Raw genomic sequence first — 12,522 nt, 5'->3', positions numbered from 1 at the left:
ATGGAGCGAAAGCTGATCCGCCCATAAGAGCGCGGGACCGGACGGTCAAATGCCCGGATTGCATGAAGCGGTAGGGAAACCGAACCATACCGGGTGATCGCTGCCTGCTCGGACATAAACAATGAAGGCCGCACTCGCTTCTGCGAGTACGACCTTTCATCAAACGCTTGAGCGTTACGGCTTGGGGTCAGACCCGGTCGCCGAGGGCTCCCTTCACGGAGCCCTTGAGGCCTTGGCCCTTGCCCTTGAGCTCCTGGCCGAGACCTTCCGCCTGCTGATCGGGATCGTTGCGCTGCTTGCCGATCTCCTGCTTGGCCTTGCCGACTGCTTCGTTGACGGCACCCTTGGCCTTGTCGATCAATTCACCCATGATAGGTCTCCAATCGCTGAATTCTGCTACGGCCGGACGATCCGACCGTCTGAAAATCAAACGAGTTGGGAGGCGGCTGGTTCCGACAAATACGACCAGCGGTTGGCCGCGCCTGGCTCAGATCAAGCCAGCGAGCGGACTTGAGGGGTCGGCATACATGCGTCGCCCCATGCGCCCTGCGAGATAGGCCATGCGCCCGGCTTCGATCGACGCCTTCATGGCAGCGGCCATCAGCACCGGCTTCTTGGCTTCGGCAATGGCGGTGTTCATCAGCACGCCGGTGCAGCCCAGTTCCATCGCCACCGCCGCATCGGAGGCCGTGCCAACGCCCGCATCGACCAGCACCGGCAGCTTCGTCCCTTCCACGATCAGACGGATGGTCACCCGGTTCTGGAGGCCCAGGCCCGAGCCGATGGGCGCGCCAAGCGGCATGATCGCCACCGCGCCCGCACTCTCCAGCTGCTGCGCGGCGATTGGGTCGTCGGTGCAGTAGACCATCGGCTTGAAGCCCTCCTTGGCGAGGATTTCCGTCGCACGGATGGTCTCGACCATGTTCGGGTAAAGCGTGCGAGCCTCGCCCAGCACTTCCAGCTTCACCAGATCCCAGCCGCCCGCCTCGCGCGCAAGCCGCAGCGTGCGGATCGCGTCTTCAGCCGTGAAGCAGCCGGCGGTGTTCGGCAGATAGGTGATCTTCTTGGGGTCGATGAAGTCGGTCAGCATCGGTGCCTTGGGGTCGGACACATTCACCCGCCGCACCGCCACGGTGACGATCTCCGCGCCCGATGCCTCGACGGCAGCGGCGTTCTCGGCGAAATCGCGATATTTGCCAGTCCCGACGATCAGCCGCGAGCGGAAGGTGCGCCCGGCCACGCTCCAGCTATCATCGGCCAGTACCGGCGATCCATCGCCGCCGCCGACGAAGTGCACGATCTCCAGCTCATCGCCATCCTCGACGATCACATCGGCCAGCTTCGCACGCGGCACGACCTCCAGATTACGCTCGACCGCCACCTTCTCGGGCGCCAGCCCAAGCTCATTGGCCAGATGCGCTATGCTGTGCCCGGCGCGCACGCGGCGATGCTCGCCATTGACCCGGATGCCGATCGTTCCGTCCGCGCTCATGCCGTGTGTTCACCTTTCGCTTTGAGAGCCGTTCGCCACGCCATATAGGGTGGAGCCCAAGGCTCGCAACCAACAAGGACCGGATGGCCCCATGACTGCCGCGCGAAAAATCTATGTCCTCAATGGCCCCAATCTCAACCTGCTCGGCACGCGCGAGCCGGAAATTTACGGCTATGATACGCTCGACGACATTGCCGACCGCATGGAAGACGAGGCCCGGCGCGCCAGCGTGGAGCTGGATTTCCGCCAGTCCAATCATGAGGGCCATCTGATCGATTGGCTACATCAGGCCAATGCGGAAGCAGCGATGGCCGTCATCCTGAACGCGGGCGGCCTCACGCACACTTCCGTGGCGCTGCACGATGCGATCAAATCCATCACCGTGCCGGTGATCGAGGTTCACCTCTCCAACCCCGCCGCGCGGGAGAGCTTCCGCCATCATAGCTATGTCGGCATGGCCGCGCGCGGATCGATCGCGGGCTTCGGCGCGCTCTCCTATATGCTGGCGCTGGAAGCGGCGCTTGAGATGGATTGAACCAGACAGGGCGTGCAAACGGTTGCCTTATCGGGCGAAGGGCAATAGGCCCCAGCCCCACTCCAGAACAGAATAAAGCTTTCTCAAAGGGAAGACCAATGGCCGACAAGACCAACGAAGGCTCGATGCAGGTGGACGTTAAGCTGGTGCGCGAACTGGCGAAAATGCTGGACGCGACGAACCTCACCGAGATCGAGGTGGAAGACGGCGACCGCAAGATCCGCGTCGCCCGCACCCCCGCCGCCCAGAGCGCGACCTATGCGCCGATGGCCGCTGCGCCCGCACCGGCAGCCCCGGTGGCTGCTGCTGCGCCCGTGGAAAGCGCTGCACCGGCCCCCGCGGCCGGTCCCGCCGCCGGCACGATCAAATCGCCGATGGTCGGCACCTGCTACCTGACGCCTGAGCCGGACGCCCCCGCCTTCGTCAAGGTCGGCGACGCGGTGAAGGCGGGCCAGACCCTGCTGATCGTAGAGGCCATGAAGGTCATGAACCCGATCACCGCGCCCTCTGCCGGCACGGTCCAGGCTGTGCTGGTCGAGAATGGCCAGCCGGTCGAATATGACCAGCCGCTGATCGTGGTCGCGTGAGGACACGCCAGCCATGAGCATCGAGAAGCTGCTGATCGCCAATCGCGGCGAGATCGCCCTGCGCATCCACCGGGCCTGCCATGAGATGGGCATCAAGACGGTGGCCGTGCATTCGACCGCCGACGCGGACGCCATGCATGTGCGCTTGGCCGACGAAGCCATCTGCATCGGGCCGCCGGCTGCGAAGGACAGCTATCTCAACATTCCCGCGATCATTTCCGCCGCGGAAATCTCCGGCGCGGACGCGATCCATCCGGGCTATGGCTTCCTCTCCGAAAACGAGCGCTTCGCGGAAATCGTCGAAGCGCATGACATCATCTTCGTCGGCCCCAAGCCCGAGCATATCCGCGTGATGGGCGACAAGGTGGAAGCCAAGCGCACCGCCGGCGCGCTCGGCCTGCCGCTGGTGCCGGGCACCGACGGCGCGATCGAGGACATTGCAGACGCCAAGCAGCGCGCGAGAGAGATCGGCTATCCGGTGCTCGTGAAAGCCGCATCGGGCGGCGGCGGGCGCGGCATGAAGGTTGTCCCCACCGAGGATGAGTTCGAGAGCCTGATGTCCCAGGCCAAGAGCGAGGCCAAGGCCGCGTTCGGCGACGACACCGTCTACATGGAAAAATATCTCGGCAATCCGCGCCATATCGAGTTCCAGATTTTCGGCGACGGCAAGGGCAATGCCATCCATCTGGGCGAGCGCGACTGCTCGCTGCAGCGCCGCCACCAGAAGGTGCTGGAGGAAGCGCCCTCGCCGGTCATCTCATCGGCTGAACGCAATCGCATGGGCACGCTCGTGGCCAAGGCGATGGCCGACATGGGCTATCGCGGCGCGGGGACCATCGAGTTCCTGTACGAGAATGGCGAATTCTACTTCATCGAGATGAACACCCGAATTCAGGTGGAACATCCGGTGACGGAGATGATCACGGGCTTCGATCTGGTCCGCGAACAGATCCGCATTGCCGAGGGCAAGCCGCTCTCGGTGACGCAGGACGAGCTGGAATTCCACGGCCACGCCATTGAGTGCCGCATCAATGCGGAAGACCCGGTAACGTTCATGCCATCCCCCGGCAAGGTGCAGATGCTCCACGTCCCCGGCGGTATGCATGTGCGCGTCGAAAGCGCGCTCTATCAGGGCTATAGCGTGCCGCCTTATTATGACAGCATGATCGGCAAGCTGATCGTCTATGGCCGCACCCGCGAGGGCTGCCTGATGCGCCTCAAGCGCGCGCTTGAGGAATATGTCATCGAGGGCATGAAGACGACCATTCCCCTGCACCAGAAGCTCATCGCCGACCCGGACGTGCAGAATGGCGATTACAGCATCAAGTGGCTGGAAGAATGGCTGGAGCGGCAGAAGGTCGATTGAGCGGGCAACCGCCACTGCGCATCCGTCCGGTCGCCCCGGCGGATGCGGAGGCCATAACGGCGATCTACGCCCATCATGTGCAGCATGGCACAGCGACCTTCGATACGCAGGCGCCCACGGCCGAGCAATGGCGCGAGAAGATCGCGTATCTGGCGACACGGGGCTGGCCCTTCATTGTCGCGGAAGATGAGGACGGCGCGGTGATCGGCTATGCCTATGCCGCGCAATTCCGCGACCGCCCCGCCTACGCTCATGCCTGCGAGGACAGCGTCTATCTCCATCCCGAGAAGATCGGCCAGGGCATCGGCAAAGCGCTGCTGGCGACGCTGATCCCGGCCGCCGGCGCGGCAGGCTTCACCCAGATGCTCGGCGTGATCGCCGGCGGCGAGGACGCCTCGGTCGCGCTCCACGCCGGCCAAGGCTTCCGCCACGCAGGACGCATGGAGAAGGTCGGCTATAAATTTGGCCGCTGGCTGGACACCATCTACATGCAGCGGGCATTGCCCGGCGACGACCAGCCGGCCTGACGGACGGGCAAACGAAAAGGATCAGGCGATGAAGGCGACCATCTACCACAACCCCCGCTGCTCGAAATCCCGCGAGGCGCTGGCGATCCTGCAGGAGACGCCGGGCGTCGAGGTGGAGATCGTCGAGTATCTCAAGACTCCGCCGAGCCGCGACACGCTCGCTGACCTCTACCAGCGCGCCGGCCTGACCCCGCGCGAGGGCCTGCGCAAGGCCGAGGAGGGCGCCAAGACGCTCAAGGACGCCGACGACGCCGCCATCCTCGACGCCATGGCCGCCGACCCCATCCTGATCGAGCGCCCGCTGGTGGCGACCGAAAAAGGCGTGCGGCTAGGCCGTCCGCCGGAGAGGGTGCGGGAGATTTTGTAGCGTGATTAGGTGGTTGTTGCTCAGTGCTGACAGCTCGCCCTTCCTCAGTTCACGACGCCCGTGAGCTTTGCGGAACAGCCGAGTTCGCAACTCGGATGCACATTTACCGTTGGGCTAGCGCTCATCTTAGGCGGCTTGGTGGTCGCTTTCAAAACCGGCATTTTCGAGTGGACGATTGGCCCGCCCCCCAGAGTTCTGGAAATCTCGACGGAAGTGGCTCGGTTGCAGTTTGAAGCCTGTATGCATGGCGCCACAGCAACAAAATTTTTAGGTCCGCTATCCGTATATGAGCCATTCTCGACGCGCGCCGGTGGGACTGTAGGCGAGGCCTTTCATTATCGAACCGCCGAAGGACAAATCTTAACTTGGCGCCGGCAGAGCGGCTCTGCTCGAGTTTCGGTCAGAGCCCTGCGGCCGCTCACTCAAGCACAGATTGATGCTCTTAACCGTTGCCTGACTGTGTCTGACACTTGGTAGTTCTGGCAGCGGTCTGCTTCCGGATCCGAGCGTGGTGCAAGTAACGGTGCCGACGGTCAGCCGACCTCGACGCCTTTCCAGAAGGCGATACGGTCGCGGATCGCTTCCGCCTCGGGTTTGGGATCGGGATAATACCAGGCGGCATCCGGATTGTCGGCGCCATCGACATGCAGACTATGATAATGTGCCGTGCCTTTCCACGAGCAGACCGTCGTCGTGTCACTCGGGCGGAGGATGGCGGGATCGACGGCATCGGCCGGGAAATAGTGATTGCCTTCCACAACGACCGTCTCGTCGCTGCGGGCAATGACGGCGCCGTTCCAGCGGGCTTCGACCATGCGCATTGTCCTCAAGGTCTGGCAGGTAATCAGCGACCCGCCCCGTCTTCCCAACGCACGTCACCCCGGACTTGATCCGGGGCCCCGCTGCTTTGTGCGCCTTTGCTCTGACCAGCCGGTCACGAGAAAGCTGGACCCCGGATCAAGTCCGGGGTGACGGTGGGGGAAGAAACATCCTCCCCCGCCCTCCCCTCAGACCGCCAGGTCCGCCGGCACCACGGGAAGCGAGCGGATGCGCTTGCCAGTGGCGGCGAAAATGGCGTTGATGATCGCGGGGATCACCGGCGGCAGAGCCGGTTCACCGAGGCCGGTCGTATCATTGTCCGAGATCACCCATTCGACCACTACGTCCGCCGGTGCATCCACAATGCGCGGCAGCGGGTAATCGTGGAAGTTGGTGCGGTTAGCCGCGCCATCCTTGATCTCGATCTTCTGGCCGGACAGCGCTTGGCCCAGCCCGTCGATCACCGCGCCCTGCGCCTGATGCAGCGCGTTGATGGGGTTGATGATCTGCCGGCCGACATCGCCCGCAACCCAGACCTTGTCGACGCTGACCTTCCCGGTCTTGGCGACGGTCACGTCCACCACTTCGGCGAAATAGCCGCGATGGCTGTAATAGAAGCCAAAGCCCCGGCCCTTGCGCACGCCGTCCCCAGCATCCCCGCCGGTGCGGCCCTTCCAGCCCGCCATCTGGCAGACCTTGTCGATTACCGCGCGGGCACGGCCCGTGTTGAACTCGGGTACGCTGCCATCCATGCCGGGGCGGTTGCCATGCTTCATCAGCCGCGCCTCGCCCAGCGTGCGGCGCATCAGCTCGGGCAGGTCGAGACCGCCGGCCAGCGCCACCTCATCAAGGAAGCTCTGGAACGCAAAGGCCAGCGCATTGGAACTCGGCGCGCGCAGATAGCCCGTCGGCACGTTGCTTTCGACATAGGAGACCGAGAGATCGACATCCGCCAACAGCGGCGCCGGAAATTCCGTCGCGGTCATGGCGGCGCCCGTGTCCGGCTTGCCCTCCTTGCCATAGGTGATGAAATGGTCGGTGAAGGCCACGAGCTTGCCCGAGCCATCGATGCCGGCCTTGAAATCATGCCAGCCGCCGGGCCGGAAGAAATCGTGACGCAGATCGTCGGTGCGGGTCCAGATCATCTTGATCGGCCGACCGGGCAGCGCCTTGGCGATCTGCGCGACCTGCGCCATGTAATCGTTCATCAGCCGCCGGCCGAAGCCGCCACCGATGCGCGTCATGTGAATGGTGATCGCCTCCGGCGCGATGCCGAGCGCCTCGGACACCACCTTGCGCCCATCCGCCGGGAGCTGGGTGGGTGCCCAGAACTCGATCTTGCCGTCCTTGAACAGCGCGGTGCAGTTCTGCGGCTCAAGCGTTGCGTGGGCGATGTAGGGATATTCATAGCGCGCCGTAACGGTCTTTGCCGCGCTCGCCATGGCCTTGGCGGCATCGCCGGCCTTGTGGATCGAGCCTTCCGGCGCAGCAGCCATCTTGGCTTCGGCCGAAGCCTTGAAAGCCGCGCTGGAGAAGCGCTTCTGCGCCTCCATGTTCCACACAGGCTTCAGGGCCGAGCGCGCCTGATTGGCGCCCCACCAGCTTTCCGCGACGATAGCCACCGCATCATGCGGCCCCTTGGGATTGTAGCCGCTGTTGAGCGGCACCACGGCGATGATGCCGGGAAGCGCCTTCACCGCCGCCTCATCGAAGCTGGTGAGCGTGCCGCCATAAGCCGGGCACGCCTCGATCGCGGCATGGAGCAGGCCGGGCTTCTTCACGTCGATGCCGAACAAAGGCTTCCCCGCGACGATGGCCGGCGTATCGACGCCGATCTTGGACTTGCCGATGATCTTGAAGCTCGCCGGGTCCTTGAGCGGCACGGTCTTGAGGTCCGGCGCCGCGATCTTCGCTGCTTCCGCCGCCAGCTCGGCATAGGTCACGCTGTGCTTTGCCGTCGGCGAACCGGACGTCTGCGAAACGCGGCCGCCGCCGGTGGTGAGCGTGTCTTCCGGCACGCCCCAGCGCGCTGCCGCCGCTTTGATGAACATCTGCCGCGCCGCCGCGCCGATCTGGCGCATGGGCATGTAGTTCATCGGCGTGGTGAAGCTGCCGCCGGCGACTTGCATGCCGTAGGTCTTTTCGTCGGCGATGGTCGTCTCGGCCGTAACCTGCGCCCAGTCGACATCCAGTTCCTCGGCGATGAGCATCGGCAGCATCGTCTTGACGCCCTGGCCGATCTCCGGGTTCTTGGAGCCGATGACGAAGCGATTATCCGGCAGCACGCGGATATAGGCGTTGATGATGACCGCCTTCTCGCCCGGCACCTGCGCGAAGGCAAAGCGGGCGTCGAAGGCCAGCACCGCGCCGCCGACCAGCGTCGCCTTGAGCAGCCCGCGGCGGTTCATGGTGAGGGGCGCGTTCATGCGGCGGCTCCCTCTTCAAGGCCGGCCGCCTGCTTGATGGCCTTGCGGATGCGCAAATAGGTCGCGCAGCGGCAGATATTGCCGCTCATCGCCGCATCGATCTGCTGATCGGTGGGCTTGGGCGTCTTGGCGAGCAAAGCCGTCGCGGAGACGATCTGCCCGGCCTGGCAGTAACCGCATTGCGGCACGTCCAGCTGCGTCCACGCCTCGCTCACGGCCTTGCCGACCGGCGTCGTCGCGACATGCTCGATGGTGGTGATCTGCTTGCCCGCCGCCGTACCGACCGGCGTTGTGCAGGAGCGCACGGCTTGCCCGTCGATCATCACCGTGCAGGCGCCGCACAGCGCCATGCCGCAGCCGAACTTGGTGCCGACCATGTCCAGATCTTCACGAAGTACCCAGAGCAGCGGCTTCTTGGGGTCGGATTCGACCTGCCTTTTTTGCCCGTTGACCATCAGTTCGGTGGCCATGCCGCTTCTCCCTCCGCAATGTCTCGATGAACAGCGACATTGCCGTTGCTCTCGCCCGGTTGTCAATGTCCGTAGGCTTGCAATAATGAGGCTGGCGAGAGATGGCAGCGGCTCCCCTGCCCCCACCCCGATACAGGACGAGCGCTTGAACGATATCGATGCCATCATCGCCGCCGCGCGGGACTGGGCCGGCCAGCCCATGGCGCTCGCCACCGTCGTGGAAGCCTCCGGCTCTGCGCCCAGGCCGCGCGGCGGGCATATGCTCATTGCGGCAGATGGACGCTTTGCCGGATCGATCTCGGGCGGCTGCGTGGAATATGACGTGTTCGCCATGGCCGAGCGGGCGCTCACGAAGGATGAGACCGGCCTGCGCTATTTCGGCAGCACCGACCCCAGCATATGGGAGCCGGGCCTGCCCTGCGGCGGGCAGATCGGCGTGCTGGTCCAGCCGGTGAGCGAGGCGGGCTTTGCGCCGGCGCTGTTCGAGGCGATCGCGCAGGCGCGCGCGGCGGGCAAGGCGGTCGCGATCTCCACTGACCTTGCGACTGGCAAGGCCCGGCTGGGGACGGAGGCAGGGCAGTTCGTCAATCTCTATGAGCCGGCGCGCAAGCTGCTGATCGTCGGCGCGGTGCAGATCGGCCAGGCGCTGGCCGCCATCGCGCAGACGCTCGGAATGGCAGTGACTGTCAACGACCCGCGCGAGCGCTTCCTGAGCGCCGAGCGCTTCCCCGGCGTGACGCTGACCGATGCCTGGCCGGACGAGGCCGTCGCCAGCTTCGCGCCGAATGCCGCCTGCGCGGTGGTGACGCTGAGCCACGACATCAAGATCGATGACCCTGCGCTGATCGCGGCGCTGGCGCAGTCGACGGGCTATATCGGCGCGCTCGGATCACGTGCCAATCATGGGCGGCGGCTGGAGCGGCTGGCGGCGGCTGGGGTGAGCGCGGATGACCTGCGCCGGGTGGACGGGCCGGCCGGCCTGCCGATTGGCGGCCTTGGTCCGCAGGAGATTGCCCTCTCCATCGCCGCCGGCATGGTCGCGGCCTTTCGCGGCACGCGCTGATGGCGCTGCCTGGCCTCGCCGTCGCGCTGCTCGCGGCGGGGCGCTCGACACGCTTCGGCACGGCGGACAAGCTGGCGGCGGAGCTTGGCGGAAGTGCACTGATCGGCTGGGCGGCTGAGGCCGGGCGGACCGTGAAGGCGGCGCATCATCTGCTGGTGGCGCCGGCGGGCGTGGACTGGGGAAGCCAGGCACCGGGATATCGGCTGGTCGTCAATTCCCGGCCAGAAGCGGGGATGGCGCACTCTTTGGGTCTGGCGGCGAGGGCGGCGCAGGACGTGAGGGCCTCAGCGTTGCTGGTGCTGCTCGCGGATATGCCGTTCGTTACGGCCGAGCATCTGGACGCGGTGCTCGGGGGGGCTGCGGCGGATGAAGCGTCCGCTGTCTTCTCCTGTTCGCCCGACGGGGTTGCACAACCGCCGGCGCTTTTTCCGGCGCGCGCTTTCGGTGATCTCCAAGCCCTCAAAGGGGATCAGGGTGCGCGAAGCCTCGCCACAGGGTCTGCGCTGGTGAACGCCGACGCGCGGCTGCTGCTGGATATCGACACGCCGGAAGATCTCGCGCGGGCGCGGGCGATGGTTGCGAACACGGAGAGCAAAGCTCCGGACTGAGCGCACTCTCAAAATCCCGGCAGCATCACCCTCCCCGTGCTCCTGCGGAGGCAGGAGCCCAGGGCGGTTGAGCACAACGGCGAGGGATAGAGAGAGTTCGCGCAAATGCCGAGCGTATCGGGTTCAAGTCGGCTGATTGATTTGAGCGCTTTATCGCCCTGGGCTCCTGCCTTCGCAGGAGCACGAGAGAAGGTTTCGAGTGCGGAGCGATGCCCCTCTCGACGCCACCCCCTAAATCTCCAGCTGGCTACCCAGTTCGATCACACGGTTGGTCGGCAGGCGGAAGAACTCCATCGGGCTTTCCGCGTTGCGCAGCATCCACGCGAAGAGCTTTTCGCGCCAGATCGGCATGCCGGGTCGGGCGGCCGGCAGCAAGGTTTGGCGGGTGAGGAAGAAGCTCGTCTCGATCATGCGGAAAGGCTGGCCGCAGCCTTCCACCATCGCCAGTGCAGCGGGCACGTCGGCCTCTTCCATGAAGCCATAATGGATCAGCACACGATAAAAGCCGCGCCCGAGATCCTCGACCTGATAGCGATAGGAGGCATCGACGGTCGGCACATCGAGCACCTTCACCGTCAGCAGCACCACCCGCTCGTGCAGCACCTTGTTATGCTTGAGATTATGCAGCAGCGCGTGCGGCACGCCGTCCGAGGTGGAGGTCATAAACACGGCCGTGCCCTGCACCCGCACGGCGCTGTTGGCGGCCGAGGCGACGAAGACCGGGATCGGCATCGCCGCTTCGCTCAGGCGATCCACCATCAGCCCGCGGCCCTTGGCCCAGGTGGTGAGCATGGTGAAGATCACCAGACCAACCAGCAGCGGGAACCAGCCGCCATCCGGCACCTTGGTCAGATTGGCGCCGAAATAGGCGATGTCCACGATGAAGAAGATCGCAAGCGCGCCATAGGCCAGCAGGCGGTTCCACTTCCACAGCGAGAGCAGCAGCACCGCCAGCAGGCAGGTGTCGATGAACATCGCCCCCGTCACCGCGATGCCATAGGCCGCGGCGAGATTGCTGGAGGAGCGGAACGAGAGCACCAGCAGGATCACCATCACCATCAGACCCCAGTTGATGACCGGGATATAGATCTGGCCCTGCGCGCTGGCGCTGGTGTGCTTGATCTTGAGGCGCGGAATGAAGCCGAGCTGGATCGCCTGCTGGGTGAGTGAAAAGGCGCCGGTGATCACGGCCTGGCTGGCAATGATCGTCGCAACGATGGCGAGGATGACGAGCGGCAGGCGGAAGTTTTCCGGCGCCAGCAGGAAGAAGGGGTTGCGGATCGCGTGATCCACCTGATCGGCTGGCAGCGAAAGGATGAACGCCCCCTGCCCCAGATAATTGAGCATGAGGCCGGGCAGCACGAAGAACAGCCAGGAGACCCGGATCGGGTTGCGCCCGAAATGCCCCATATCCGCATAGAGCGCTTCTGCGCCGGTGACGGCGAGCACGACGGAGCCGAGCGCGAGGAAGGCCAGCAACTTGTCGGTCAGGAAGAACTGGAAGGCATACCAGGGATTGAGCGCCAGCAGGATCGCGGGATCGGTGGCGATATGCATGATGCCAAGGCCCGCCAGCGTCGCGAAATAGACCAGCATGATCGGCCCGAAAAGCTGGCCGACCCGCGCCGTTCCGCGCGACTGGATAGCGAACAGGCCGATAAGGATCGCCACGGAGATCGGCAAAACCAGCGGCGCGAAGTGCGCGTTAACGGTGATGAGGCCTTCCGATGCGGACAGCACGGACATGGCCGGGGTGATCATCGAATCGCCGTAGAAGAGTGCGGTCGCGAAGACGCCGAGGATCACGATCGGCCCGGTCCAGCGCTTGCGGCCGCTGCGGCGGTTCACCAGCGCGAGCAGCGCCAGACTGCCGCCCTGCCCCTTGTTGTCGGCCCGCATGATGATCGACACATATTTGATCGTCACGACGATCATCATCGACCAGAAGATCAGGCTGAGCACGCCGTAGATATGCAGCGCATCAGGCGCGAGCGGGTGGTGCCCGGCGAACGTCTCGCGGAAGGCGTAGATCGGGCTGGTGCCGATGTCGCCGAAGACAATACCCATAGCCGCCAGCGCCATCTTGCGCAGGCTGTCCGGGCCATGCCCATGACCAGCGGCCGCAGGATTCCCCGCCGCAAAGTCTCGTGGCTGATCGGTAGGGCTCACTTGCCCGCCTGACTCGCAATCATCAATCGCGCTTCCCTTGCCCAGGCCCTGCCCTGAACGGGCGGCGCCCTAGCACTTCGTCGAGAGGCACGC

13 protein-coding genes are annotated in these 12,522 nt (G+C 64.9%); 7 read left to right on the top strand and 6 right to left on the bottom strand.

Features of this window, described 5'->3' with window-relative positions:
- Positions 1-187: 187 nt before the first annotated feature.
- Positions 188-370, bottom strand: coding sequence for a CsbD family protein (locus M2341_RS06095; protein ID WP_264576205.1), 183 nt, complete (start codon positions 368-370; stop codon positions 188-190).
- A 117-nt stretch (positions 371-487) separates the two neighbouring features.
- Positions 488-1,492, bottom strand: coding sequence for a sulfur carrier protein ThiS (gene thiS, locus M2341_RS06090; RefSeq protein ID WP_319801041.1), 1,005 nt, complete (start codon positions 1,490-1,492; stop codon positions 488-490).
- 91 nt (positions 1,493-1,583) lie between these two features.
- On the opposite strand from thiS, the gene aroQ reads away from it, so the two are divergent.
- The 5 genes from aroQ to arsC all read left to right on the top strand — a co-directional run bounded on the left by aroQ (position 1,584) and on the right by arsC (position 4,874).
- Entirely contained in the window at positions 1,584-2,027 is a 444-nt protein-coding gene (gene aroQ, locus M2341_RS06080; protein WP_264569796.1) for a type II 3-dehydroquinate dehydratase, read from the top strand.
- A gap of 98 nt (positions 2,028-2,125) precedes the next feature.
- The gene (gene accB / locus M2341_RS06075; RefSeq protein WP_264574769.1) at positions 2,126-2,614 is read left to right on the top strand and encodes an acetyl-CoA carboxylase biotin carboxyl carrier protein; all 489 of its coding nucleotides are present in this window, start codon (positions 2,126-2,128) and stop codon (positions 2,612-2,614) included.
- Between the two features lie 13 nt (positions 2,615-2,627).
- Positions 2,628-3,980 carry an acetyl-CoA carboxylase biotin carboxylase subunit gene (accC, locus tag M2341_RS06070; protein ID WP_181559119.1) on the top strand — a complete coding sequence of 451 codons (1,353 nt, stop codon included), beginning with the start codon at positions 2,628-2,630 and terminating at the stop codon, positions 3,978-3,980.
- Positions 3,977-4,507: a GNAT family N-acetyltransferase gene (locus tag M2341_RS06065; protein ID WP_264584609.1), complete on the top strand. Its 531-nt coding sequence runs from the start codon at positions 3,977-3,979 to the stop codon at positions 4,505-4,507. Before accC ends, M2341_RS06065 begins: the two co-directional genes overlap by 4 nt.
- A 28-nt stretch (positions 4,508-4,535) precedes the next feature.
- Positions 4,536-4,874 (top strand): arsenate reductase (glutaredoxin), encoded by a 339-nt coding sequence (gene arsC / locus M2341_RS06060; protein WP_264584608.1) that lies wholly within the window; start codon positions 4,536-4,538, stop codon positions 4,872-4,874.
- A gap of 533 nt (positions 4,875-5,407) precedes the next feature.
- Here the strand turns inward: arsC and M2341_RS06055 are convergent.
- From M2341_RS06055 to M2341_RS06045, 3 genes are all read right to left on the bottom strand, one after another.
- A complete protein-coding gene (locus M2341_RS06055) occupies positions 5,408-5,689 on the bottom strand; it encodes a DUF427 domain-containing protein (RefSeq protein ID WP_264584607.1) in 282 nt (93 codons plus the stop codon).
- Positions 5,690-5,881: 192 nt separating this feature from the next.
- Positions 5,882-8,119, bottom strand: a complete 2,238-nt coding sequence (locus tag M2341_RS06050; RefSeq protein WP_264584606.1) for a xanthine dehydrogenase family protein molybdopterin-binding subunit — start codon at positions 8,117-8,119, stop codon at positions 5,882-5,884.
- Complete coding sequence (locus M2341_RS06045) at positions 8,116-8,589, bottom strand: (2Fe-2S)-binding protein (RefSeq protein ID WP_181559114.1); 474 nt, start codon at positions 8,587-8,589, stop codon at positions 8,116-8,118. Before M2341_RS06045 ends, M2341_RS06050 begins: the two co-directional genes overlap by 4 nt.
- A 145-nt stretch (positions 8,590-8,734) precedes the next feature.
- Between M2341_RS06045 and M2341_RS06040 the strand changes: the two genes are divergently transcribed.
- Positions 8,735-9,652 (top strand): XdhC family protein, encoded by a 918-nt coding sequence (locus M2341_RS06040; protein WP_264584605.1) that lies wholly within the window; start codon positions 8,735-8,737, stop codon positions 9,650-9,652.
- Positions 9,652-10,260 carry a nucleotidyltransferase family protein gene (locus M2341_RS06035; protein WP_264584604.1) on the top strand — a complete coding sequence of 203 codons (609 nt, stop codon included), beginning with the start codon at positions 9,652-9,654 and terminating at the stop codon, positions 10,258-10,260. Before M2341_RS06040 ends, M2341_RS06035 begins: the two co-directional genes overlap by 1 nt.
- Before the next feature lie 231 nt (positions 10,261-10,491).
- On the opposite strand, the gene M2341_RS06030 is transcribed toward M2341_RS06035, so the two are convergent.
- Positions 10,492-12,429: a potassium transporter Kup gene (locus M2341_RS06030; protein WP_264569786.1), complete on the bottom strand. Its 1,938-nt coding sequence runs from the start codon at positions 12,427-12,429 to the stop codon at positions 10,492-10,494.
- Between the last annotated feature and the right edge of the window lie 93 nt (positions 12,430-12,522).

The sequence above is a fragment of the Sphingobium sp. B7D2B genome, from assembly GCF_025961895.1.
Taxonomy (GTDB): Bacteria; Pseudomonadota; Alphaproteobacteria; order Sphingomonadales; family Sphingomonadaceae; genus Sphingobium.
This window is presented reverse-complemented; position numbering and strand designations above follow the sequence as displayed.